18 protein-coding genes are annotated in these 23,750 nt (G+C 68.3%); 9 read left to right on the top strand and 9 right to left on the bottom strand.

All coding sequences use genetic code 11. The features are described 5' to 3' along the window. Nucleotides 1-22: 22 nt before the first annotated feature. The 4 genes from CRO39_RS18335 to CRO39_RS18320 all read left to right on the top strand — a co-directional run bounded on the left by CRO39_RS18335 (nucleotide 23) and on the right by CRO39_RS18320 (nucleotide 5,786). Complete coding sequence (locus CRO39_RS18335; RefSeq protein WP_141400860.1) at nucleotides 23-493, top strand: hypothetical protein; 471 nt, start codon at nucleotides 23-25, stop codon at nucleotides 491-493. 129 nt (nucleotides 494-622) lie between these two features. Beyond that, on the top strand, nucleotides 623-1,171 hold the full coding sequence (locus CRO39_RS18330; protein WP_238394650.1) for an ECF-type sigma factor: 549 nt from the start codon (nucleotides 623-625) through the stop codon (nucleotides 1,169-1,171). Between the two features lie 168 nt (nucleotides 1,172-1,339). Next, nucleotides 1,340-4,147 (top strand): serine/threonine-protein kinase, encoded by a 2,808-nt coding sequence (locus CRO39_RS18325; protein ID WP_097123422.1) that lies wholly within the window; start codon nucleotides 1,340-1,342, stop codon nucleotides 4,145-4,147. 436 nt (nucleotides 4,148-4,583) lie between these two features. Then, a complete protein-coding gene (locus tag CRO39_RS18320; RefSeq protein WP_097123421.1) occupies nucleotides 4,584-5,786 on the top strand; it encodes a hypothetical protein in 1,203 nt (400 codons plus the stop codon). A 210-nt stretch (nucleotides 5,787-5,996) separates the two neighbouring features. Here the strand turns inward: CRO39_RS18320 and CRO39_RS18315 are convergent, their stop codons facing one another. Together CRO39_RS18315 and CRO39_RS18310 are read right to left on the bottom strand one after the other, a co-directional pair. Continuing rightward, the gene (locus CRO39_RS18315; protein WP_097123420.1) at nucleotides 5,997-6,806 is read right to left on the bottom strand and encodes a TatD family hydrolase; all 810 of its coding nucleotides are present in this window, start codon (nucleotides 6,804-6,806) and stop codon (nucleotides 5,997-5,999) included. A gap of 73 nt (nucleotides 6,807-6,879) precedes the next feature. Then, complete coding sequence (locus tag CRO39_RS18310) at nucleotides 6,880-8,634, bottom strand: endonuclease (RefSeq protein ID WP_097123419.1); 1,755 nt, start codon at nucleotides 8,632-8,634, stop codon at nucleotides 6,880-6,882. Nucleotides 8,635-8,751: 117 nt separating this feature from the next. Here CRO39_RS18310 and hrpB point away from each other — a divergent pair, with 117 nt between their 5' ends. After that, on the top strand, nucleotides 8,752-11,262 hold the full coding sequence (gene hrpB, locus CRO39_RS18305) for an ATP-dependent helicase HrpB (RefSeq protein ID WP_162125851.1): 2,511 nt from the start codon (nucleotides 8,752-8,754) through the stop codon (nucleotides 11,260-11,262). Between the two features lie 116 nt (nucleotides 11,263-11,378). Beyond that, entirely contained in the window at nucleotides 11,379-11,762 is a 384-nt protein-coding gene (locus tag CRO39_RS18300) for a hypothetical protein (RefSeq protein ID WP_097123417.1), read from the top strand. A gap of 130 nt (nucleotides 11,763-11,892) precedes the next feature. On the opposite strand, the gene CRO39_RS18295 is transcribed toward CRO39_RS18300, so the two are convergent. Further along, on the bottom strand, nucleotides 11,893-12,441 hold the full coding sequence (locus tag CRO39_RS18295) for a pseudouridine synthase (RefSeq protein WP_097123416.1): 549 nt from the start codon (nucleotides 12,439-12,441) through the stop codon (nucleotides 11,893-11,895). A gap of 339 nt (nucleotides 12,442-12,780) precedes the next feature. Beyond that, nucleotides 12,781-13,635 (bottom strand): class I SAM-dependent methyltransferase, encoded by an 855-nt coding sequence (locus CRO39_RS18290; protein ID WP_097123415.1) that lies wholly within the window; start codon nucleotides 13,633-13,635, stop codon nucleotides 12,781-12,783. A 121-nt stretch (nucleotides 13,636-13,756) separates the two neighbouring features. Between CRO39_RS18290 and CRO39_RS18285 the strand changes: the two genes are divergently transcribed. Continuing rightward, a complete protein-coding gene (locus CRO39_RS18285) occupies nucleotides 13,757-14,773 on the top strand; it encodes an NADP-dependent oxidoreductase (RefSeq protein WP_097123414.1) in 1,017 nt (338 codons plus the stop codon). A gap of 46 nt (nucleotides 14,774-14,819) precedes the next feature. On the opposite strand, the gene CRO39_RS18280 is transcribed toward CRO39_RS18285, so the two are convergent. The 3 genes from CRO39_RS18280 to CRO39_RS18270 form a co-directional block, all read right to left on the bottom strand. After that, a complete protein-coding gene (locus CRO39_RS18280; RefSeq protein ID WP_097123413.1) occupies nucleotides 14,820-17,537 on the bottom strand; it encodes a bifunctional acetate--CoA ligase family protein/GNAT family N-acetyltransferase in 2,718 nt (905 codons plus the stop codon). Between the two features lie 345 nt (nucleotides 17,538-17,882). Beyond that, nucleotides 17,883-19,592, bottom strand: a complete 1,710-nt coding sequence (aceK, locus tag CRO39_RS18275; protein WP_097123412.1) for a bifunctional isocitrate dehydrogenase kinase/phosphatase — start codon at nucleotides 19,590-19,592, stop codon at nucleotides 17,883-17,885. A gap of 172 nt (nucleotides 19,593-19,764) precedes the next feature. Then, the gene (locus tag CRO39_RS18270) at nucleotides 19,765-20,640 is read right to left on the bottom strand and encodes a LysR substrate-binding domain-containing protein (RefSeq protein ID WP_097123411.1); all 876 of its coding nucleotides are present in this window, start codon (nucleotides 20,638-20,640) and stop codon (nucleotides 19,765-19,767) included. Between the two features lie 552 nt (nucleotides 20,641-21,192). On the opposite strand from CRO39_RS18270, the gene CRO39_RS18265 reads away from it, so the two are divergent. Both CRO39_RS18265 and CRO39_RS18260 read left to right on the top strand, forming a co-directional pair. Then, nucleotides 21,193-21,951 (top strand): MHYT domain-containing protein, encoded by a 759-nt coding sequence (locus CRO39_RS18265; RefSeq protein ID WP_097123410.1) that lies wholly within the window; start codon nucleotides 21,193-21,195, stop codon nucleotides 21,949-21,951. 184 nt (nucleotides 21,952-22,135) lie between these two features. Next, the gene (locus CRO39_RS18260; RefSeq protein ID WP_097123409.1) at nucleotides 22,136-22,369 is read left to right on the top strand and encodes a hypothetical protein; all 234 of its coding nucleotides are present in this window, start codon (nucleotides 22,136-22,138) and stop codon (nucleotides 22,367-22,369) included. A gap of 30 nt (nucleotides 22,370-22,399) precedes the next feature. Here CRO39_RS18260 and CRO39_RS18255 read toward each other — a convergent pair whose 3' ends face one another. Then, the gene (locus CRO39_RS18255; RefSeq protein ID WP_097123408.1) at nucleotides 22,400-23,347 is read right to left on the bottom strand and encodes a Na/Pi cotransporter family protein; all 948 of its coding nucleotides are present in this window, start codon (nucleotides 23,345-23,347) and stop codon (nucleotides 22,400-22,402) included. Between the two features lie 124 nt (nucleotides 23,348-23,471). Next, nucleotides 23,472-23,750: hypothetical protein (locus CRO39_RS21020; RefSeq protein ID WP_342351737.1), on the bottom strand; the 279-nt coding region annotated here is incomplete at its 5' end.

The raw sequence follows: 23,750 nt of genomic DNA, 5'->3' as shown, positions 1-23,750 counted from the left end.
TGGATGGATGCTGATGTGCTGCGTGCTGCTGCCGCTGGCCGCTTGCCGGCAAGCGCCGTCCGAGGCGGCGACCCAGGCGGCGATGGAGCGCACCGCGGGAAGCAAGGCGGCAGCGGACGGAGATGTCCACAAGCTTACGGTCAGGACCGGGCAGGGCCGGATGACGCTCAGCGGCGGCAACGATATGGCATTGCCGGAGGCGTTTCCGGAGGACATCTACCTGCCGGAGGGCTATCGCGTGCGCCAGGTGATCAGCATGGCCAGCGCCACCGTGGTGACGGTGAGCGTGGCGGATGGGACTGCCAGCCTGATGGCCGACGCGGGTGCCGCGATGCGGGAGCGGGGCTGGAAGCAGGCAGCGTCGTCCGGCAACGCCAACGGGGCTGGCCTGCTGATCTTCGAGAAGGATCGGCGCCGGGCTGCAATGACATTCAGCACCCGCGGCACCGCGGACGAGCGGGTCATCCAGGTTCAGCTGACCGACAAGCGATGAGCGCAGCCAATGCCGGTCATCCGCCTTCCGGTCAGCCGTCACCGCCGCAGGCCGCCTTTCCGCCATTCTGACGCGGGAACCCCGGGCGCAGTAAGCTCTCGCCTCAGGAAGGGGCGAGGGGTGGATGCGGTGGGGAATGAAATCACCCGGTTACTGGTACAGGCGCGCAGCGGGGAGCCGGAACAGCTGTCGGCGGTGTTCGAGTCGCTGTATCCGGAATTGCGCCGGCTGGCGGCCTCGCGCCTGAACGGCCATGAGCAGACCCTCAGCCCGACCATACTGGTGCACGAGCTGTACCTGCGCGCCACCACCGGCGAACCGCTGTCGGCCACCGACCGCCGGCATTTCTTCGCCACCGCGGCCAAAGCCATGCGCTGGATCGTCGTCGACCATGCGCGGCGCAGAAGCAGCGAGAAGCGCGGCGGCGGCCAGATTGCGGTGACCCTGACCGGCGCGTTGGCAGCCAGCAGCGCGGCGGAACCGCAGGTGCTGGCGCTGCATGAAGGCCTGGAGGCGCTGGGCGAAATCAACCCGCAGCAGCGCGAGGTGGTCGAACTGCACTACTTCGCCGGGCTCGAGTTCGCAGAAATCGCCGAACTGCTCGGTTGTTCGCAACGCACCGTCTATCGCGAGTGGGAACGCGCGCGCGCTTTCCTGCATGCGCAGCTGAAGGACTAGAGCGTGTCATGCGCATCGCACCCGCCTCAAAGTACATAACAGGCTTCAGCGTGCAACGGATCTGGGGATGGTTGATGCCGCAACCAACGCAGGGCAGGAACAATGAGGAATCCATGTCGGTACACGCCCAAGTGATGACGCTGCCTCGTGCGCACCGGATCGCGACCCATGGATGCCGGTGAGAAGGCCGCCTGGCGCGAGGCCGACCGCATTCTCGATGAGCTGCTCGACTTGCCCGTCGACCAGCGCGCTGCCCGTCTGCAGGCACTTGGCCTGCCGTCGGAAGTACGCGAGCGGGTGGAGCGGCTGTTGGCGGCGCACACCCTCAATGGCGGACCGTTGGATGAAGCCCTGAACGACGGATTCCAGGCGCAAGTCCCGGACCCGGGTCTGAGCGGCCGCCGCCTGGGCCGCTGGTGCTTGCAGCGGGAAATCGGCCGCGGCGGCATGGCGGCGGTATACCGCGCCACCTCGGCAGAACCGCCGCTGGATCAGGTTGCGGCGGTCAAGGTGTTGACGCTGGGTGCGCTGGCGCAAGGCGGACGCGAGCGTTTCCTGCGCGAACAGCAATTGCTGTCGCGGTTGCGCCACCCGTATATCGCCCCGCTGTACGACGCCGGCGTCGCCGAAGACGGCACGCCCTGGCTGGCATTGGCGCTGGTGGAAGGCGAGCGCATCGACACCTGGTGCATTCGCCAGGCCATGCCGCTGGAAGCGCGCATCGCGCTGCTGCTGCAGGTTGCCGAAGCTCTCGCCTATGCGCACCGCAACCTGGTGATCCATCGCGACATCAAGCCGTCCAACGTGCTGGTGGACGAAGATGGCCATGTGCGCCTGCTGGATTTCGGCATCGCCCGCCTGACCGACGAACTGGAGCCCGATCAGACCGCGACCGCGCTGCGCGCGCTGACGCCCGAATACGCTGCGCCGGAACAGTTCCTGGGTGCTCCGCCCAGCACGGCGATGGACGTCTACGGCTTTGGCGCGCTGCTGTACCGCGTGCTCAGTGGCCGTCCTCCGCGCCCGGCTGGTTGCGTCGACGCCACCGCCGAAATTCCTCCGCCTTCGCGCTCGCCGCAGGGGGGCGCGGATCGTACGGATGGGCACCGCCAGTTCTCGGGCCGCCTGCGCGGCGATCTGGACACCATCGTCATGAAAGCGCTGGCGCCGTCGCCGGAACAGCGCTATGCCAGCATCGATGCCCTGGCCGACGACCTGCGCCGCTGGCAAGCGCGGCGCCCAATCCGCGCGCGCGCGCCCAGCATCGGCTATCGTTTTCGTCGCTTCGTTGTGCGCAACCGTTGGGGCGTCGCGGCCGCCATGATGCTGGCCGCGGTGGTGGTTGCCGGGATCGCCGGCACGTTGTGGCAGGCCGAGCGTGCTCAACGCGAAGCGCAGCGTGCGCGGATTGCGGCGGAGGAGTCGCAGGCGCAGCTGGCCTACTTGAACAGCGTGCTGGAGGTACTGGCGCCCAGTACCGCGGAAGCGCGCGAGCGCGACCGGCACCAGATCATCGCCGACGCCGTGCAGCGTGCGCGCCAGGACCTGGCCGGCCGCGAGGCCTTGCTCAGCTCGGTGGAACTGACACTGGGCCAGGTGGCCGAGCGCACCGGCGACTACCCGCAGGCCGCGCAGCTGTTCGCCTCGGCGCTGGCGCGTAGAAGGACACTGTTCGGTGCGGACAGCATCGAGGTGGCGGACGCCATGGTCGCCAGCGGGCGGGTCGCCGTGATGGTCGATCCACCCGATAACGCACAAGCACTGGCGTTGTTGCAGGACGCGGTGGCGATACTGCGCCGGCAAGCGCCAGCCTCCATTTCGCTGGTCGAAGCGCTGACCGGGTGGGCGGCGCAGTTGGGCAGCGTTGATCGCCACGACGAGGCGCTGGCCACGTTGAAGGAAGCGCAAAGCGTTTGCCAGGCCTTACCGAAGAACCCCCCCAGCTGCGAACAGGTCCTGTTGCACGAAGGCGAGCTTCTCCATCGCCTGGGCCGCTATCGTGAAGCGCACATCCCGTGGCAGGCGCTCTGGGATCTCCGGCGCCAGCGCTATGGCGACGCGGATGCGAAGACCTTGACCGTCGCCAGCATGCTCGGCCAAAGCTACGGCCGGGACGGCAATCCGCAGCGGGCCGTCAGCATCCTGGAGCAGGTGTACGCGCAGCAGCAGCGCATTTTCGCCACACCGACCCTGGAAATGCTGCGGACCTTGCAGAATCTGGCCGAGGCCGCCGCCAGCGCAGGCGACTATGCGCGCGCGCTGGAACTTCGTTCGCGGCATATCGAGCAGGTTCGCGAACTGTTCGGCGAAGCGCACGATGAGCTGGCGACCAGCTATGGCAATCTCGGCAGCCTGCATTTCGCGATGGGCGAGTACGCGCAGGCGGCAGCCGCCTATCTCCACAGCCGCAGTCTGTATGTCGCGCTCTACGGTCCGGATCATGCCGGCGTCATGATCTGCGACGGCAACTATGCCGATGCCCTGCGCGAAATGGGCCGTGCCGCCGAAGCGCTGCCGCTGCAACGCAGCGCGCTGACCGCCATGGAGCGGATATTCGGCAAGGACTCGACACGCGCGGCTGCGCGGCTGAGCAATCTGGCGCGCACGGAAGTGGCGCTGGGCGATGCCGCCAGCGCGCTGGCCCACTACGACCGTGCCATCGGCATCTATCGCGCCAGCAACGCCAATGCAAAAAACGCCGCGGTCGTGGCCGCTTACCGCAGTCATGCCCTGTTGGCGCTGGAACGCACCGCCGAAGCGCGTGCCGAGGCCGCCGCCTCATTGCGGGAAATTGAAGCCGGGTTCGGCAGCGACAACCGCTACTACTGGGAAGGCTTGTCGCTGCAGACCGTCGCCGCCTGCGCTGCGCCAGCGGACGTGCAGTGCCCCGCATTGCGCGAGCGCGTCGCCACCGCGCTACAGCGGCAGGACCTCCCAGGCGGCGCACGCAGGAAGCTGGAAGAAGCGGTTCTGTAAGCGCCTGACCGCCGCAAAGGACGGTTCGCATCCGGTTGCGCGATTGCCCATGAGCTCGCGCCGGGCCGACGCTCCTGCAGGATGCAGACGAAGACGTAGAACAGAGCCTGTTCATCCCGTTTTTGGGGATTCCGCTGTCCTGACGCGGAACGGAAGATGGACATGCCAGCGCAAGCGGAACCGAGCTTGCACCAGGTGGCAGTCCGCTCCCTTCAAATCCGGAGGTACAGGCGAGGGATTGTTGCCCATCGCGGCACCTCCAGCGATTGGCCGGCTGCCATCGGCCATCACGGGTTTCGGATCAGCGATGGGAAGCGTAGGCCGGCGATGTCCGCGTGCACGTTGCGGCCAGCCGCAACGGCAAGGATTTCCGGCGGTCTCGCGCCCCATCCCCGGTCCGCACTGACGACGGCAGCCACCGTCCGGAGACATCACCATGGAAAGTCGCTATCTGCTTCGCCTGGTCAGCCTGATTGCACTGACGGTCGCCAGCCTGCAAACCGCCTGGGCAACACCGCGCATGACGCGGTTCGATCCGGCCACGCACGGCTTCAGGTTCGTCAACACCTTCAACAACGACGTCATCCGTGAGGTCGATTTCCGCACCAGCGGCCTGTGCGGCGGCATGGTGTACAGCGCGATGGACTACTTCAATGCATCGATGCCGATTCCACAGCAGGCCTACAGACCCGCGGTGAACACGCCGCTGCACGATTACATCTACAAGCGCCAGGTCGCCTCGCTCACGGAGAACATGGACAAATGGGCCGAGCTTGGTTTCAACCCGCTGGGCGCGCGCAACGGCGAGTTCTTCCGCTGGGGTCTGCAGGGCTTCAGTGGCGGACGCCTGCAGGAGCTGCGCGCGCGGATCGATCGCGGCCAGCCGGCGCCGCTTGGCCTCTGGCACTACGACGGTGCGCGCGGCGGCGACCACCAGGTCCTGGCCATCGGCTACGACCTGGGACGGTACCGCGGCGACCTCGGCGCGCACCAGGAGGATCTGCGGATCTTCGTCTACGATCCCAACTACCCGGGCCGGACCTTGACCCTGGTGCCGGACCTGAGCCGCGGCGGCTACCGCTACCTCGAAGAAGACAAGCTGTGGCTGACCTACTTCGTCGATGCCAAGTACCGCGCGCAGCGGCCGAGCATTCCGGCCACCGTCGTGGTCGCTCCCGCCGATGCGAGCCTGGTGCGCGAACTGCTGGTCACCATCGAGACCGGCGGCGACGACCTGCGCGGCGGCAACGACAACGTCGATCTGGTGCTCAACACGCGCAGCGGCCGGCAATCGTGGCGCAATGCCAACGGCGGCCGGCGCTGGCTGGGCAACTACTCGCAGACGCTGTCGCTACCGGTTCGCAATACGCGGCTGTCGGATCTGCGCAGCCTGGACTTGTTGACGCACTTCGGCGGCGGCATTGGCGGCGACAACTGGAACGTGGACTGCGTGATCGTCTACGCCGTCACCGGCGACAACACCTACAAGATCTACGAACAGCGAGGCGCGCCGCTCGTGCGCTTCACCGGCCAGGTGCATAGCTACACGGCGTCGTTCGATGTGCCGGGCAGGTTCCTGCGGTTGAAAGCGCCGCTCAAACTGGACGCCAGCAAGATCAGCTTGCCGCCGCCGCGCTGAAAGTCCACGGGCGGCGCAGGCAGGGCGCGCCGACGGATGGGGACACGGCCGGGTTTGCGCGGCGGATGGCGGCGCAAACCCGGACCGGCACCCCGGTCATCCGGATCGCCTGCTGCGCACGCGCAGACGGCAACCGACAGGCGGCGTGGAGACAACGTGCAAGGAAACGCCGCCCGGGGACGCAGTGCGCCCCTGCGGGCAGGAATGGCACTAAAGCCCGGGCAAGCGGAAGAATTCGCGCGCCGTCCCGGTCGTGATCCGGGCGGTCGCTTCCGCGTCCTCGCCGCGATCCCGCGCCAGTTCCTCGACGATATGCGCCAGGTACATCGGTTCGTTGCGGCGGTGCGAGGGTTGCGGCCTGACCGTGCGCGGCAGCAGGTAGGGCGCGTCGGTTTCGATCATCAGCCGGTTGGCCGGGATGTTCTTCACCAGCTCGCGCAGGTGCAGGCCGCGGCGCTCGTCGCACAGCCAGCCGGTGATGCCGATGTGCCAGTCCTGGTCCAGGTAGTCGAACAGTTCCTCGCGGCTGCCGGTGAAGCAGTGCACCACCGCCGGGCCCAGCCGGCCGGCGAAGTTCTTCATCATCGCCATGAAATCGGCATGCGCATCGCGCTGGTGCAGGAACAGCGGCTTGCCGATGCCTTCGACCGACATGTCCGCCGCGATTTGCAGCTGCCGCTCGAACGCCTTGCGCTGGGCCGGGCGCGGCGAGAAATCGCGGAAGTAGTCCAGCCCGCATTCGCCCACCGCCACCACTTGCGGATGCGCATGCAGCGCGCGCATTTCCGCGTCGCACTCGTCGGTGTATTCGCTGGCATGGTGCGGGTGCACGCCGGCGGTGGCGAACAGCTCGCCCGGGTGCGCCTGCGCCAGGGCCAGCGCCTGCGGCGAATGCTCGCGGCTGGCGCCGGTGATCACCATCTGCACCACGCCGGCATCGCGCGCGCGTTGCAGCACCGCGTCGCGGTCGTGATCGAAGGAGTCGTGGGTGAGGTTGGCGCCGATGTCGATCAGTTGCATGGCGCAATTGTAGCAATGCAGCTACCCAGGACCCGCGACGCCGGTCATTGCCGGCGCCGCGCAATGCGGCCGCTCAGTTCAACTGGCAGCTCGCCGGTTTGGACGAGGTGAACAGCGCGTTGGTCGCCCACTCGGGGTGATCGATGAAGGGATTGCGGTTGCCCTGGAAGCTGTAGATCACTTCGTTGCGCTCGCGCTCGGCCGCATCCGGCGGGTCGGCCTGGTGCCAGGCCAGCAACGTGGAAAGCAGGCCCATGTACGCCGGCGAGGCGGAGGTGGCGACGATCAGGCTGCGGTTGTCGGTGAGTTCCAGGTCCGGTTCGGACTGGCCGGTGCCCGGATGGGTGCCGCCTTCGTAGCGGATGGCCATGTACAGCACCGCGCGGGCGATGTCGCCGCGGCGATGGCCCCAGACCTCGAACGAGCCGCTGTTGCCGTCCGGGCCCCTGAACCAGTTGCCGTTGCCCGGATAGCTTCCGCTGCCGCCGCCGAAGCCGTTGTTGGCTTCGCTGGCGCGTTCGCTGCAGCCGGAGGACTGCGGGCACGCCGCATAGGGCTTGTTGCCGCGGTCGGCGTTGTAGCCGGTGTCGCTCAGGTACAGCATGTGGGTGTCGGTATATGGCGCGTACGGCAGGCCCAGGTTGCCGGTGGCGCTGCCGAAGCCGAGCGAATTGGGCCAACTGTGCTCGCGGTTGTAGGTGATGCCGCTGCCGGTGCCCGCGCGCTCGCTGCCCTTGGCGTAGCTGCGGTTGCGGTAGACGTCCAGGACGCGGCCGGCGTTGTTGGGGTCTTCGTCGGCAATCTCCAGGATGGTCCAGGTGTTGGTGGTGCCGCCGCTGTACGGATAGGCGGTGTGGCCTTTGATGGTGGCGTGCAGCGAGCAGCGCAATTGCGACGCGCTGCTGGCGTTGACGCGCGAATAGTAGTCGGAGCTGCTGCCGCTGGCGACGCTGAAATCGATCGCCGTGTCCTGCGCCGGATGCGCGCCGCCGGCATCGGCGACCTGGCTGGCCACGACGCGGAAGGTGCAGCTTTCGCCGGCATGCAGCGCGGTGTTGGTGGAAATCAGGAAACCGCTGCCGGCGCTGGCATGGGTCAGCGGCACGTTGCCCGAGGTGGCGCAGACCAGGGTGAAGGCGCCGCTGGCCAGGTTCACCGATTCGCTGAAGCCGACCGAAAGATCGCCGGCGGCGGGGAAATCGCTCGCGCCGTGGAGCGGCGTGGTGGCGGTCACCGCAGGCGGCGGATTGGGCGCGGAGAAACTCTGGTTGTGGTTGCAGCCGCCGAAGGTCTGCGCGGCCGAACTGCGCCAGCTGAAGTTGGCCAGGCTGCCGCTGCCGCCCAGTTGCAGCGAGGTGCCGGCGGGCGTGCTGCCGGTTTCCGACACCGGCAAGTTGGTGCTGGTGAGGCCGGCGGCCGGGCCGTTGCTGGCGGTGATGGTGCCTTCGTAGCTCAGGAACTGGACCACGTTGCCGCTGCCATCCACCAGCGCCATGCCGTCGTTGGGGCCGTTCTGGATGCCGTTGGTGGGATAGCCGAGCGTGGCGATGCGCACGCTGCCGCCGCAGCTGACCACGCTGCCGGCCGGCAGCGGATCGTTGTCGTAGGTGGTGGCCGCATTCGGCGAGGCGCCGTTGTACAGATAGATGCGATAGGTGCCCAGGCTTTCGCCGGCGGTGGCGACCACTTCGATGCGTTCGCCGACATCGCCGCTGGAGGTGGCATCGTCGTAGTGCAGTTCGTTGATGAAGACTTCGGCCTGGGCATGGCCGCACAGCGGCAGCAGGACCAGGGCGAGCAGGCGGGACACAGCGCGCGCGCACGACATCGGCGAATCCTTTCGAAAGGGGTCCGGCCGAATCTAGCCCATGCCGATGACAGCCGCCACCGCATGCCGTCGCAGTTCCGCACTGCAATATGCGCGCGTTCCCGTTAGCCTTTGCCGATGATCCTGCCGTCCTTCCCCATTCAAGTCCTGCTCCCGCAGATTCGCTCCTCGCTCGCCGCGCACCCGCGCCTGGTGCTGGAAGCCCCGCCCGGCGCCGGCAAGACCACCCAGGTGCCGTTGGCGTTGCTGGACGAAGCCTGGCTGGATGGGCGCAGGATCGTCATGCTGGAACCGCGCCGGGTGGCCGCGCGCGCGGCGGCGGGTTTCATGGCCGGGCAGTTGAACCAGGCGGTGGGCGAAACCGTCGGCTACCGCATCCGTTTCGACAACAAGGTCACGGCGCGCACCCGCATCGAAGTGGTGACCGAAGGCATCCTGACCCGGATGATCCAGGACGATCCGATGCTGGAAGGCGTTGGCGCGATCCTGTTCGACGAATTCCACGAGCGTCATCTTTCCGCGGATCTGGGCCTGGCGTTGGCGCTGGATGTGCAAAGCCAGCTGCGCGAGGACCTGCGCATCGTGGCGATGTCGGCCACGCTGGACGGCGAAAAGCTGGCGCGCTTCCTCGATGCGCCGCGGCTGAGCAGCGAAGGCCGCAGCTATCCGGTGGAGATAGCGCACTTTCCCGCGCGCCGCGACGAGCCGCTGGAACTGCAGACGCGCCGCGCCATCGAGCACGCCTTGCAGCAGCACCCCGGCGACGTGCTGGTATTCCTGCCTGGCCAACGCGAAATCGCACGCGTGCAGGCAGCGCTGCAGCCCCCTCCCCCGCCAAGGCAGGGGAGAGTTTGGGAGGGGCAGATCGTCGTGCTTCCCCTGCACGGCGAACTGCCGGTCGAAAAACAGGCCGAAGTCCTGCAGCCGGATCCGCACGGCCACCGCCGCGTGGTGCTGGCCACCAACGTTGCCGAATCCTCGGTGACGTTGCCGGGAGTGCGCGTGGTGATCGACGCCGGCCTGGCGCGCGAGCCGCGCTACGACCCCAACAGCGGCTTTTCCCGCCTGGAGGTTGTCAGCATCTCCCGCGCTTCGGCCGATCAGCGCGCCGGCCGCGCCGGCCGGGTTGCGGAAGGCTGGGCGTACCGCCTGTGGCCGCAGTCGCAGCGTCTGGAGCCGCAGCGCCGTCCGGAGATGGCGCAGGTCGAACTCGCGTCGCTGGCGCTGGAACTGGCCGCCTGGGGCAGCGACGCATTGCGCTTTGTCGATCCGCCGCCGGCAGGCGCGCTGGCCGCGGCGCGCGATCTCCTGCAACGGCTGGGCGGCCTGGGCCTGTCCGGCGCCATCACCCCATTGGGCAAGCGCATGCTGGCGCTGGGCACGCATCCGCGCTTGGCGGCGATGCTGCTGTCGGCGCCGAACGGTGAGGATCGCGCCCTGGCCTGCGATCTGGCCGCCCTGATCGAAGCGCGCGACCCGCTGCGCTCTGGCGGCGATGCGTTGACCGCGCGCTGGCGCGCACTGGCCGCGTTCCGCAGCGGCCGCGCGCCGGGCGATGCCAACCGCTCCGGACTGGCGGCCATCGATACCGCGGCCAGGCAATGGCGCCGCCGCCTGCGCACCGATGCCACGCCGCCGGCCGACATCGAAGCGCACCGGCTCGGCGATCTGCTGATGCACGCATTTCCCGACCGCATCGCCCACCAGCATCCTGCCGATCCGCGCCGCTACCAGCTGGCCAACGGCCGCATGGCGCGGCTGTTCGACGACAGCGCGGTGTTCGGCGAGCCCTGGCTGGTCGCCAGCGAGCTGCGCCATGAGGCCAAGGATGCGCTGATCCAGCGCGCGGCGCCGGTGGATGAAGCCGCGTTGCGCCGCCAGTTCGGCGACCGCTTCGTCAGCGAGGATGCGGTGCGCTGGGATGCCGGCAAGCGCGCGCTGGTGGCGCAACGCGAATCGCGTTTCGACCAGATCGTGCTGGAATCCAAACCGGCCGGCCGGGTGGATCCGGAGCGCGCCGCCGTCGCGCTGACTGATGCCGTGCGCGAGCTGGGCTTGTCCGCGCTGTCATGGAGCGAGCCGTTGCAGCAATGGCTGGAACGCGTGCGCAGCCTGCGCGAATGGATGCCGGAGCTGGAACTGCCTGACCTGTCCGAGGACGCCTTGCTGGCCACCCTGGACGACTGGTTGCTGCCGGCCTTTTCAGGCAAGACGCGCCTGGATGCCCTGGACGAGGACACGCTGTCGCATGCGGTGAAATCTTCGCTGGAGTGGTCGCTGCGCCAGCGGATCGACCAGCTGGCGCCGACGCGCATCACCGTGCCCTCGGGCATGGAACGGCGCATCGAATACGCGCACGGCCAGTCGCCGGTGCTGGCGGTCAAGCTGCAGGAATTGTTCGGTCTGGCCGATACGCCGAGGATCGCCGACGGGCGCGTGCCGCTTACCCTGCACCTGCTGTCGCCTGGCGGGCGCCCGTTGCAGGTCACCCAGGATCTGCGCGGCTTCTGGGAACGCACCTATCCGGAAGTGAAGAAGGAGATGAAGGGGCGCTATCCGAAACATCCGTGGCCCGACGATCCCTGGACCGCGCAGGCCACCCATCGCGCCAAGCCGCGCGGCACATAAACCAGGCGCTCGCGCACCGGCGCGGTTCAGCCGGGAGCCGGTCAAGGCCCGGCGCACTAACATGCTGTAAACATCACCCGTCGGACACTGACGGTCCACAGGAATCGGGGCAAGCCATGAGCAGACTCACCATCATCACCGAGCGTGCGCTGGAGCTGGCCAGCCAAGCGGGCAGCAGCCTGAAGCAGGCGGTGCCAAGCGCCGACAAGCTGTTGCAGACCGGGGCGGCATTGGGCGCGGTCAAGACCGGGGCCAAAGTGGCGCGGGGCTTCGTCCGGCGCAATCCAGTGGTCGCCATCGCGGCGGCGGCGGGGGTCGGTTTGCTGGCCTTTGCCGCTTACCACAAGCGCAGGCAGGAAGCGGCCAACGCGCCGATCGAAGGAAAATCCAAGCGCATCGAAGCGCGCAAGGTCAACGGTAGCGGCAAGACCGCTGCCAGCAAGCGCGCGGCCGCACGCAAACCGCGCAAGAGCGCGCCTTCCGCCCCCGCCAACCACTGAAGATCCGGAGTTTGCGTTCGCCCGGGCGATGGCCGGGCGCTTTGCCGCCCCCGCAGGCTGGCAGCCCGCATCGGCGCGATTGACGATCCGGCAACGGCGTTGATGGCTGCGCAGCGCGCTGGCAGTGCATTCAGATCGGCGTGGCGATTTGCTTCCATTGCCCGGGTTTCAGATCGTCCAGCCCGACCTCGCCAATGGCCACCCGCACCAGGCGCAAGGTCGGCAATCCCACGGCCGCGGTCATGCGCCTGACCTGGCGGTTGCGGCCTTCGCTGATGATCAGTTCCAGCCACGCGTCGGCCACCGTCTTGCGGTAGCGCACCGGCGGCACGCGCGGCCACAGCGCGGGCGGCGCATCGAGCAGGCGCGCCTGCGCCGGACGGGTCGGGCCATCGTTCAGCACCACGCCTTCGCGCAGCGCCGCCAGCTGCGATTGCGTCGGCTGGCCCTCCACCTGCACCCAATAGGTCTTGGACTGCTTGTGGCGCGGATCGGTCAGCCGGTGCGCCAGCGCACCGTCATCGGTCAGCAGCAACAGACCTTCGCTGTCGTAGTCCAGACGCCCAGCCGGATAGACCTGCGCCGGCAGACCGAACTCGGCCAGCGTACGCCGCGCCGGTTCGCTGCGATCGGTGAACTGGGTCAGCACGTGGAAGGGTTTGTTGAGGGCGATCAGCATGGGGCTGGAGCCGGGACTCGGGGATGGGGACTCGGGACTCGGGACTCGGGGGGCGGGGGATCGGGGACCAGGGCTCGGAGGCCAGAAACTAGAAGCTAGAAACTAGGGACCAGGGCTGAGCACTTCTATGGCCCAACTTCCAGCTATCCCTGGAAGTTGGGCCTTGGCTGGGATTCGACGTCAATCGGGCTTTACAAGGACGAAGTGGCGCCGGAGCATTTCCCCGGTCCCCGGTCCCCGGTCCCCGGTCCCCGGTCCCCGGTCCCCGGTCCCCGGTCCCCGGTCCCCGGTCCCCGGTCCCGAGTCCCGAGTCCCGAGTCCCGAGTCCCCGCCCGCCCCTCAGTCCTTCACAAACCGCAGCGTCATCCGGTCGCTTTCGCCGATGGCCTGGTATTTGGCGCGGTCGGCTTCTTCGTGGCGGTTGCTGGGCGGCAGCATCCAGACGCCGTTGGGATGATCCTTGCTGTCGCGCGGATTGGCGTTGACCTCGCTCTTGGCATCGAGCCGGAAGCCGGCCGCTTCGGCCATCGCGATGACCTGCTGCTCGCCGACGTAGCCGGACTTGTCGTCCGCGGGCACATCGGCCGCGGCGCGGTGTTCCACCACGCCCAGCACGCCGCCTGGCTTGAGCACCGCAAAGAAGCCCTTGAACATCCCCTCGGCCTGGCCGGACATCCGCCAGTTGTGCACGTTGCGGAACGTCAGCACCGCGTCGGCCGAACCGTCCGGACCGAAGACCGGCGCGGCGGGATCGTAGGCGACGATTTCCGCCTTGCCGTACTGCGCGGGAGCGCCGGCGAACTTGCTCTCCAGGCCGCTGCGGGCACGCTGCTGGTAGTCGCGCCCGCGCCCTTCGGCCACCGCGCCGGGATCGACGACAGCGGCGATGTACTGGCCGTGGTCGCGCAGGTAGGGCGCCAGGATCTCGGCATACCAGCCGCCGCCGGGAGTGATTTCGATGACGGTCCTATCAGGTGCGATGCCGAAGAAGGTCAGGGTTTCCTTCGGGTGGCGGAAGCCATCGCGGGCGACGTTGTCCGGCTCGCGCCATTGGCCTTGCAGCACGGCGTCCAGCGCCGCCGTCGCGGCGCTGTCGGCTGCCGCCGCGGAAGAGGATTGCGCCGGCGTGGCCGCCATTGCGGCCGTCGCGGACAGGGCCGCAACCAGGGCCAGACCAAGCGATAGACGTTTCATCGTTGCACTCCCGGGAAAAGTGCGCAGAGCCTAGCATGCGGGCCGCGAAGGCATTCACCGGCGCTTAGCGGCGGCGGGCCGATGATGCCGGCCGGCGCCTTCGCCTCATTCCAGGACCGTTATGAGCGAGACCATGAACACCCGCATCGTGCTTGCCTCGCGCCCGCAGGGCGAGCCGGTGCCGGACAACTTCCGCCTGGAGCAGCATTTCATCGGACTCCCCGGCGAAGGCCAGGTGCTGCTGCGCAATCGCTATCTGTCGCTGGACCCGTACATGCGCGGGCGCATGAATGCCGGCCGTTCCTATGCGGCGCCGGTGGAAATCGGCGCGGTCATGGATGGCGGCACCGTGTCGGAGGTGCTGCAGTCGCGGCATCCGGATTTCAGGCCCGGCGATCTGGTGCTGGCGCATGCCGGCTGGCAGACCCATGCGCTGGTCGATGGCCGGACGCTCAAGCGCAAACTGGACCCGGCGCAACTGCCGCTGACCACCGCGCTGGGCGTCTACGGCATGCCCGGATTCACCGCCTACGCCGGCCTGCATGAAATCGGCAAGCCGCAGCCTGGCGAGACGCTGGTGGTCGCCGCCGCCAGCGGGCCGGTCGGCGCCACGGTCGGCCAGATCGCCAGACTGCAGGGCGCCCGCGCAGTCGGCATTGCCGGCGGCCAAGCCAAGCGCGCCTACCTGGAGGAACTGGGCTTCGATGCGGCGCTGGACCACCGGGCGCCGGATTTTGCCGAGCAGTTGCGTGCGGCCTGCCCGGACGGCATCGACATCTATTTCGAGAATGTCGGCGGCAAGGTCTTCGATGCGGTGCTGCCGCTGCTCAACGATTTCGCGCGCATCCCGGTATGCGGGCTGGTCGCCCACTACAACGATCGTCAGTTGCCGGCCGGCCCGGACCGGCTGCCGCTGCTGATGGGCCAGATCCTGTCCCGCCACCTGAGCGTGCGCGGCTTCATCCAGCACGACTTCATCAGCCTGTATCCGCAGTTCCTGCGCGAAATGGGCGCCTGGCTGCGGGAGAAGAAAATCCGCTGGCGCGAAGACATCGTCGATGGCCTGGAAAACGCCCCGTCCGCGCTGATCGGCCTGCTGCAGGGCAAGAACTTCGGCAAGCTGATCGTGCGGTTGTAGCCGTTCCCGGCCCGGCAGCAGCGTGCCGCTCGCACGGCGGCCGGCTTCAGGCCGCGGGCCGCGGGCCAACCGGCAGCGACACGTCCATCAGCATCGCATCGTCGGCATCGAGTTGAATCCTGAAACCCAACTGCTCGCACATCGCCAGCATCGTGCGGTTCTCGCGCAGCACCTGGCCTTCGATCAGGTTCAGCCCCAGCCACTGCGCGTACTCGATCATGATGCGCATCAGCTGCCAGCCCAGGCCGTGGCCCTTCAGATCCGAGCGCACCAGGATGCCGTACTCGCCGCGGTCGTAGTTGGCGTCGGCATGCAGGCGCACCGCGCCCAGCATGTCGCCGCTGCCTGGGTCGATGGCCACCAGCGCGATGGAACGGGCGTAATCCAGCTGGGTCAGCCGGGCGATGAACTCGTGGCTGAAATGCTTGACCGACTGGAAGAAGCGCAGGCGCAGATCCTCGTCGGTGACATGGGTGAAGAACTCGCGGAACAGCGCATCGTCTTCCGGCCGTACCGGACGCACGAAGGCGGTATTGCCATCGCTCAGCTCGATGCTGCGTTCCCATTGCTTCGGATACGGGAAGATCGCAAAGCGCGGATGGCCGCGGCCCTTGTGCAGGCGGCGCCCGGCGCCGACCACGATGCGCGCGTCCACCGCCACCACGCCATCGCGATCGGCCAGCAGCGGATTGATGTCCAGCTCCTGGATTTCGGGAATGTCGGCGGCCAGCTGCGCCAGCTTGACCAGCACCAGCGCGACCGCGCGCTCGTCGGCGGCGGGGACGTCGCGATAGGCCTTGAGGATGCGCGAAACGCGGGTGCGCGCGATCAGTTCGTGCGCCAGGCGCAGATCCAGCGGCGGCAGCGCCAGCGCGGTGTCGTCGATGACCTCCACCGCGGTGCCGCCGCGCCCGAATACGATGACCGGGCCGAACACCGGATCGTCGGCGATGCCGGCAATCAGTTCGCGCGCCTTCGGCCGCAGCAGCGTCGGCTGCACCACCACGCCGTCGATGCGCGCATCCGGCCGCGCGCTGCGCGCGCGCTGCAGGATGTCGCCGGCGGCCTCGCGCACCGCCTGCTCGCTGACCAGGTTCAGACGCACGCCATCGACATCGGACTTGTGTTCGATATCGGCCGACAGCACCTTCACCGCCACCGGTTGCCCGGCCGCCAGCAGCGGCGCGGCCAGGCGCGCGGCTTCATCCGGATCGGCGGCCGCGGCCACCGGCGCGGTCGGGATGCCATAGGCGGCCAGCAGGCGGTCGACCGCAATCGGATCCAGCCGGCGCTGGCCGGCATTCAGTGCGGCATCGACGATCGCGCGCGCGGCGGCGGTGTCGACGACGAAATCCTCCGGCAGGCTGGGCGGGGTTTCCATCAGCGCCGCCTGCGCCTCGCGGTGGTGGACCAGGTGCATGAAACCGGCTACCGCGTCGGATTCGGACGGGTAGTTGGGAATATGCGCGGCGTTGAGCACCCCGGTGGCCTGCGCATCGTTGCCCAGCCAGACCGCGAAGACCGGCTTGCGCGGGGCGTGCGCTGGCCGCTGCTTCAGCATGCCGGTCATCGCCTGCGCGGTTTCCAGCGACGAGGACAGCACGGTGGGCACGTTGACGGCCAGTAGCGCGTCGTTCTCAGGATCGTCCAGCAACGCGGCGATGGTGGCGGCGTAGCGGTCGGCGTCGATATCGGTCAGCAGATCCACCGGATTGGTGCGCGACCAGCCGACCGGCAGCATCGCGTCCAACTGCTGGCGGGTGGCATCGGACAGCGCGGCCAGCGTGCCGCCCAGCGCTTCCAGGCGATCCACCGACAACGCGCCGACGCCGCCGCCATTGGTCAGGATGGCCAGCCGGCGGCCGGGAAACGCGCGCAGCCGGCCCAGGGTTTCGGCGGCGGCGAACAACTCGTCCAGCGAGCGCACCCGCAGCAGGCCGGCGCGGCGGAACGCGGCGTCGTAGACCGCATCGGGCCGGGCCAGCTGCTGGGTATGGGTGCCGATGGCGGCGGCGGTTGCCGGAACGGCGCTGGCCGGATGCCGCGAGCGCACCACCACCACCGGCTTGGTGCGTGCGGCCGCGCGCGCGGCCGACATGAACTTGCGCGCGTCGCGGATGGCTTCCACGTACAGCAGGATGGCGCGGGTGCGGTGATCGGTGGCGAAGTAGTCCAGCAGGTCGGCAAAGTCCACATCCAGCGCATCGCCCAGCGACACCACCGCCGAAAAGCCGACCGAACGGCCCATGCTCCATTCGACCAGGCCGCCGGAAATGGCGCCGGACTGGGAAATCAACGCCAGGTCGCCGGCCTTGGGAAAACGGCCGGCCAGGCTGGCGTTGAGGCGCGCATGCGGGGCGATCACGCCCAGGCAGTTCGGTCCCAGCACGCGCAGGCCTTTTTCCCGCGCCAGCGTCTGCAGCCGCGCGGCCGGCGAACCGGGGCCCTGGCCCATGGCCGCGGTCAGCACCGCCACTGCGGCGGCGCCCTTGTCGGCGGCTTCGGCGGCGATGCCCGGAACGGTTTCGGCCGGGGTCGCAATCACCACCAGATCCGGCGTCCACGGCAGATCGCGCAGGCGGCGCACGCAGACCACGCCTTCCATCTGCGCCGGATGCAGGTTGACCAGGGCGATGGGGCCGGCGAATCCGGCCTCGAGCAGATTGCCGATCACCGCGCGGCCGACCGATCGCGGCCGCGAGCGGCTGCCGACTACCGCCACCGAGGCCGGTTCGAACACCGATTTGAGCCGGTAGGTACTCATGGGGATGCGGGCAGGCAGCGTGGGTTCACCCCGCTACGTTACCGGTTGGCGGCGATGCGCGCATGCGGCCGGTCGCCGCAACCCGTCCAATCTGCGGTGCTTCCATCTCCTCTCCCCCACGTGTGGGGGAGAGGATGCCGAAGGCAGGTGAGGGGGCGAACGGAGACGGCAGCGTTGCGGGGATGCGCGGGAATCGCGTTCGCGGTGCGACGGCACGGGTAGGTCATGGAATCCGGCCCCCTCGCCCCAACCCTCTCCCCCGCGAGCGGGGGAGAGGGGGCAAGTCGCACGACAGCGATGCTCCAGTCCCGGTGCCCGCCGTCCCCGAACAAAATGCTCCAGCCGTCAGGCCAGCTTCAGCGCTTCCGGATACGGCGGCGTGTCCGGGTAATCGCCGGCGTTCAGCCGCGCCTGCAGATCCCGCCACCACTGCGGGTCGAACAGATCCCCGTGCACCGCTTTCAACGCCCTGGCCAGCGGCGGCGGCAGGCCGAGGAACTGCGGGAAGCGTTCGGGAAACACATCCTTGGGCCCCACATAGAACCACGGCCCGTCGGACATCTCTTCCTCGTAGCAGGTCGGCGTGGGGTAATTGCGGAAATGGCAGTCGGTGACCAGGCACAGCTCGTCGTAGTCGTAGAACACCGCGCGGCCGTGGCGGGAGACGCCGAAGTTCTTCAGCAGCATGTCGCCCGGGAAGATGTTGTTGCGCGCCATGTCCTTGATCGACTGGCCGTAGTCCAGCGCGGCCTCGCGCGCGGCCTCGAACTTCTGTTCGCGCAGGTACAGGTTGAGCGGGCGCATCCGCCGCTGCACATAGCACAGGCCGATGATCACATCGTCGCCGTCCTCGCTGACGCTGCGCGAACAGCCGTCCAGCAGTTCCTGCAGCAACGCCGGCGAAAAGCGCGCGCGCGGAAAGCGCAGGAACCGGTACGGCTGGGTGTCCAGCAGCCGGCCCACGCGGTCCAGGTGGAACACCAGCGCGTACTTGTCCTCGACCTGCTTGCGGGTCATCTCCTTGGGATAGGCGAAGCGGTCGCGGATGACCTTGAACACCAGCGGGTAGCTGGGCAGCGTGAACACCGCCATCACCATGCCGGGCGTGCCTTCGGCCTGCACCAGCTGTTCGCCCGGGTGGCTGGCGAAATGATGGAAGAAGGTGCGGAAGCGTTCGGTCTTGCCCTGCTTGGCGCGGCCCAGCACCGTGTAGATCTCGTCGATGGGCTTGTGCGGCAGCAGCGTGCGCAAAAACACCACCGCATCGCCCACCGTGGGCAGATCGGCATGGAAATAGCTGCGCGAGGTGCCGAACAGATGCGCCACATCCGCGCGCCGGGTCAGCACGGCTTCGGCGCGCAGCCCGCGCGCATCGTTGACCAGCGCGATCACGCAGGGCGAGAAGCGGTGCTCGCCCAGCACGCGTCCGATCAGGTAGGCGCGGCGCTCGCGGTAGAACACCGTGTCCAGCAGTTCGATCGCGCGCACCGGGTGTTCGCCCCAGTGCGCCAGATCGTCCTGCAGGCGGATGGCGATGGCGGCCGCGCAGCGGGTGCGGTGCGCGTACGGAATCTCGAAACCGTAGTCGGCCAGCACCCGCGCAAACGTGTCGGTGGGCCGCTGCTCGGATACAGCGTAGCTGTGCCGTGCCACCGGATGGGTGATGGCGTCGGTGGGCTCGATGTCCAGCGCCACGAACTCGATGGCCGGGTCCACGCCGCGGGTCTTGAAGAAACGCCGGGTCAGCGTGTTGAAGAAGGTCTTGTAGAGTTCGCGATCGATCAGCGAGGCGATCCGCCGGTCATAGCCGTCGCGCACCGCCGACCACAGCGCGTGGTCGTGCGCGTGTTCCTGCAGCGCGGCCTGCAGCCGCAGCGCGCATTCGGCCACGCACTGGTCGTACAGCTCGATGCGCTCGACCGCATCGGCACGCGCGCCGGTCCAGTCCATCGTCTCGAAGCGCCGCCGCGCGCGCCGGGTGATGTCGGCAAAACGCGCGTGGTAGTCGGCAAACGCATCTTGGATCAGCAGCGCCAGGGACTGGGGATCGATCATGCCGGCATCTTAGGACCTGAATCCGCGCACGAACAGAATCCTGTAGGAGTGGCGCGGGCATGCCCGCGCCGGTGAGTCGCGATGAAGCTTTCATGGGAAAGCCCATCGCGACTCACGTCGCTCCTACAGCCCCAGGAGATCGTGAACAATTTCCTCGCCATGATGCGCCCGGCTATTTGCCGGTCGCCTTGGCCTGCTCCAGCAACCAGCTGCGGACCTGCTGGAAACCGCGGTGGTCCAGGCTGCGTTCCGGGTAGACCAGGTAATGGGCAAAGCCGGCGTTGAGGCGCTTGCCGGTCAGTGCGACCAGCCGCCCGGCGCGGATCAGCGGTTCGGCCAGGGTGCCGCGCGCCAGCGCCACGCCCACGCCCTGCGCGGCGGCCTGGTGCAGCGTTTCGGTATCGTCGAACTGGGTGACGTAGCGCACCGGTGCCTGGCCGCCGAAGCGGGCAAACCAGTCCTTCCAGCGGTTGGACGGATCCCCCAGCAGCGGCAGGTTCCCCAGTTTCGCCAGCGCCGGCTTGCCATGGTGCTTGACGAAATCCGGCGAGGCCACCGGCGCCAGCCATTCCTCGAACAGGAATTCGGACTGCACGCCGGGCCAGTGGCCGCCGCCCAGCCGCAGCGCCACATCGACCGCTTCGCGTTCGAAGTCCACCACATGCGTGCTGGATTGCAGGTTCAATCCCAGCTCCGGATGCCGGGCCAGGAATTCGGGCAGCCGCGGCACCAGCCAGGCGGTAGCCATCGACGGAATCAGGCTCAGCGTCACCACATGCTCGTTGCGCACGCTGAGCCGCTGCAGCGCGTGCTCGATCGCATCCAGCGGCGTGGCCACCGCATCGAACAGGCGCTGGCCCTGCGGCGTCAGCTCCACCCCGCGCGGCCCGCGCGCCAGCAGCCGGTGGCCGACGCGTTCTTCGAGCAGGCGCATGCGATGGCTGAGCGCGCTGACGGTCAGATGCATGGCCTCGGCGGCGCGGGTCAGATTGCGCAACCGCGCGGCAGTCACGAAAGCGTCAATCTGATCCAGCGGCAACCGCCCCATTCGAATTTCCTCAAGTCCGGCTGGTGGAGCTGCCGATTCACCGGTGTCCAGCATGAATCCAACTTCATATCCATTCAAGCCGGAAAGCCCCGCAGGCGGCCAAGCTGCGCCGCCTGCCAAAGCGAAAGCGCAATAACGCAGGCGGCGCAGCCGGACAGGCAGTGCGGTCCATCGCCATGCGCCGTTGGCGGCATGTGCCGATCTTCATCGGCCCGGCCGGCGGCGGGATGTGTGCGTAACGTCGCAGCCTGCACCAGCCGGTAATGCTATTCCTTCGCGCCTGTCGCTGTCCGGCGCCTGCGGCAACCACGCGCCGGCGCCAGCGAACAGGCAGATTCGGCGCTGGGGCATTGCTGGTCGAGCCGGAATGGAAGATCGTTTCCCGTCGGCGGACGGCTTGCGGGCTGCGCTGGGCCGGGTGGTCGCCCGGTTCCGATCGTCCGGCCCGGCCGGAGCGTGCGCTTCGCCAGCAGCGACCGGATCCGCCAACGTGCTACACGTCTGGGCCCGATTGCGGCAGCTACCATCGAACCATCCGCGAGGACTTGAACCATGCTGCACGCCCATCATGACGTCCAATGCCTGCACGACCCGCTTCTGCTGGTCCTGTCCTACCTGGTTTCGGTGCTGGGCGCGTTCACCGCATTGCAACTGGCCATCGCCATTCCCGCCGCGCGCACCGCCGCGCAGCGTCTGCGGGCGGTGCTGATGGCCGGTACGGCAATGGGCGGGGGCGGCATCTGGGCAATGCATTTCATCGCCATGCTGGCCTGCCAGATGGGCATCGCGGTGACCTATGACCTCACCTTGACCGTGCTGTCGGCATTCATTGCGATCGCTTCGTGCGCATTGGGCCTGGGGGTGGCGGGCACCGGCCGGTTCGGCTGGAGCAAGTTGCTGGCGGCAGGGCTGTTCATGGGGCTGGGCGTTGCCGGCATGCACTACACCGGTATGGCGGCCATGCGCATGCCGGCGGAGATCCATTACCACACCGGTATCGTCGCTGCCTCGATAGGGATCGCCATCGTGGCCTCGATAGCGGCGCTGTGGCTGGCGTTCAACCTGCGCGGCTGGGCGCAGATGCTGGGCAGCGCATTGGTGATGGGCGTGGCGGTGTGCGGCATGCACTACACCGGCATGTACGCCGCCAGTTTCGTGCGCAACGGCCAGGACGTGCTGCAGGCCACCGCCGGCGGCATCGGTGGCGCGCATCTGGGCGCGGGAATCTTCGGCATCACCACCCTGCTGCTCGCCGCGGCCCTGGTCATGGCCACGTTGCGCCGCCACCGCCGCGCCGCGGCCGCGATCTGACTCGCGCGCCCCCGGCCGCTTGCGCCGGCCGTGGCCGCGGTAGCGCCGGGCGGACCCGGCGTAACCCGCCAAGGCTTCGAAATTCCTCAAGCCTGGCTTGCGGACCTTTCGCTTTTTGCCGGGGCATCCGGCGGCTACCTTAATTCCCGTTCAAGCCGGAAGGTCCGGCGGCAGGAGCGGTGCGATGGGTAGCGAAAGCAAAAAAGCATGGTGGCGCCAACTGGGCGCAATCAGCCAGGGCATGCTGTTTCTCGACGGGCATATCGCCACCGCGCAGGCGGCAGCGGAGATTCGCCCGCAGCAAGAGTCGTCCGCCATCGCGGATGGCTCGGGTGGGCGGCGGCGCAGCCCCCAGCCGGCGCAGGACGGTTACGCCAAGCGCGTGCGCGAGATGACCGCGTTGTCGCTGTTCCGTTGACGCCAATGCCGGCGCGCGCCGTCGCAGGCGTCAGCCAGGCCTGACTTGCGCATGCGCCCGCCGTTCCAGCCAGCGCAGCCACGGCTCCAGCGGCCCCAGCAACGGCAGGAATATGGCGGCCATCAACAGGTTGAAGCCCAGATGGGTGACGGCCACCGCCATGTCCGGGCGCGGAATCAACTGCGCCATATAGCGCGCCAGCCAGGGCAGCGCCGGCAACAGCATCACCAGCGTGGCGCCGTTGAAAGCGAAGTTGGCCAACGCCGACGAGCGTGCGGCGCCGCGCATGCCCAGGCTGGCGATCAAGGCCGTGCTGGTGGTGCCCAGGTTGCTGCCCAACGCCATGGCGATAGCCGATTCGGCCGGCAGTTGCTGCTGCTGCGCCAGCAGCACGGCCAGCCCGACCACCACGCTGGAACTCTGGATCAGCGCGGTGGCCAGCAATCCGATCAGCACCGCGGTCCAGGGCGTGTCGGCCCACTGCATCACCGCCTGCCAGCCCGGTTGCGCCTGCAGCGGCTGCAGCGCGTGCGAGATCAGATCCAGCGCAAAGAAGATCAGCCCGAAATAGAACACCGCCTTGCCGACCACGCGCAACCTTACCGGCGACAGGCTCAGCAACGTGCCCAGCACAATGAACAGCGGGCCGATGCCGGTCAGTTTGAAGCTGACCAGCCAGGCGGTGACGGTGGTGCCCACGTTCGCGCCCAGCAGCACGCCCAGGCTGGAGCGGAAGCTGAGCACGCCGGCATCCACCAGCGCGACCGTCAGCGAACTGGTGGCGCTGGACGATTGCAGCAGCGCGGTCGCCCCGGCCCCCAGCATGAAGCCGAACAGCCGGTATTCGGCCGTGCGTCCCAGCCTGTCCTGCAGCCACGCACCCCCGGCACGGCGCAGCTCGTCGTTGAATCCCTGCAGCGCGTGCAGGAACAGCACGATGGCGGCAAGCGCGGCAATGGCAATCTGGAAGGCGGGCATCGGGCGATGGTAGGGGCGCGACTGTCGTTCTGGAAGGGAGTCGAATACTGAGCCAATCAGGAGCCAGTCGCCGCTCTCACATGGATGCGCGGTCACGTCAGCGCTGCAGGGCAGCCCAGACCGCCTACGCCATGGTCATACCCGAACCGTGCACCTGGGCGTGTTCGCGCTGCTGTTCGCGCTGCCGGTGCTCCAGCGCCAGTTGCTGCTCCACTTGCTGCAGCTGCTGGTAGGTTTCCTCCGCCGGCCGCTGCATCTGCTGGGCGGTGGTTTCGCTGCGCAGCGGCACCGCCGCGTTGCCGCCGTACTGGGCCACCAGCGTGCTGTCCGGACCGTAGGTGCCGCTGACGCGGTCAGGCAACAGCACCAGCAGGTCGGCCTGCGGCAATCCCTTTTGCCGGTT

Source organism: Pseudoxanthomonas wuyuanensis (genome assembly GCF_900215535.1).
In the GTDB taxonomy this organism is placed as follows: domain Bacteria; phylum Pseudomonadota; class Gammaproteobacteria; order Xanthomonadales; family Xanthomonadaceae; genus Pseudoxanthomonas_A; species Pseudoxanthomonas_A wuyuanensis.
Note: the sequence above shows the minus strand (reverse complement) of the source record. Positions and strands in the feature narration are given on the sequence as shown.

Excerpts from the sequence above, each read along its gene's own strand:
- CRO39_RS18325 (WP_097123422.1), top strand. The coding sequence starts at position 1,340 with ATGGATGCCGGTGAGAAGGCCGCCTGGCGCGAGGCCGACCGCATTCTC.
- CRO39_RS18320 (WP_097123421.1), top strand. The coding sequence starts at position 4,584 with ATGGAAAGTCGCTATCTGCTTCGCCTGGTCAGCCTGATTGCACTGACG.
- CRO39_RS18315 (WP_097123420.1), bottom strand. The coding sequence starts at position 6,806 with ATGCAACTGATCGACATCGGCGCCAACCTCACCCACGACTCCTTCGAT.
- CRO39_RS18310 (WP_097123419.1), bottom strand. The coding sequence starts at position 8,634 with ATGTCGTGCGCGCGCGCTGTGTCCCGCCTGCTCGCCCTGGTCCTGCTG.
- hrpB (WP_162125851.1), top strand. The coding sequence starts at position 8,752 with ATGATCCTGCCGTCCTTCCCCATTCAAGTCCTGCTCCCGCAGATTCGC.
- CRO39_RS18300 (WP_097123417.1), top strand. The coding sequence starts at position 11,379 with ATGAGCAGACTCACCATCATCACCGAGCGTGCGCTGGAGCTGGCCAGC.
- CRO39_RS18295 (WP_097123416.1), bottom strand. The coding sequence starts at position 12,441 with ATGCTGATCGCCCTCAACAAACCCTTCCACGTGCTGACCCAGTTCACC.
- CRO39_RS18290 (WP_097123415.1), bottom strand. The coding sequence starts at position 13,635 with ATGAAACGTCTATCGCTTGGTCTGGCCCTGGTTGCGGCCCTGTCCGCG.
- CRO39_RS18285 (WP_097123414.1), top strand. The coding sequence starts at position 13,757 with ATGAGCGAGACCATGAACACCCGCATCGTGCTTGCCTCGCGCCCGCAG.
- CRO39_RS18280 (WP_097123413.1), bottom strand. The coding sequence starts at position 17,537 with ATGAGTACCTACCGGCTCAAATCGGTGTTCGAACCGGCCTCGGTGGCG.
- aceK (WP_097123412.1), bottom strand. The coding sequence starts at position 19,592 with ATGATCGATCCCCAGTCCCTGGCGCTGCTGATCCAAGATGCGTTTGCC.
- CRO39_RS18270 (WP_097123411.1), bottom strand. The coding sequence starts at position 20,640 with ATGGGGCGGTTGCCGCTGGATCAGATTGACGCTTTCGTGACTGCCGCG.
- CRO39_RS18265 (WP_097123410.1), top strand. The coding sequence starts at position 21,193 with ATGCTGCACGCCCATCATGACGTCCAATGCCTGCACGACCCGCTTCTG.
- CRO39_RS18260 (WP_097123409.1), top strand. The coding sequence starts at position 22,136 with ATGGGTAGCGAAAGCAAAAAAGCATGGTGGCGCCAACTGGGCGCAATC.
- CRO39_RS18255 (WP_097123408.1), bottom strand. The coding sequence starts at position 23,347 with ATGCCCGCCTTCCAGATTGCCATTGCCGCGCTTGCCGCCATCGTGCTG.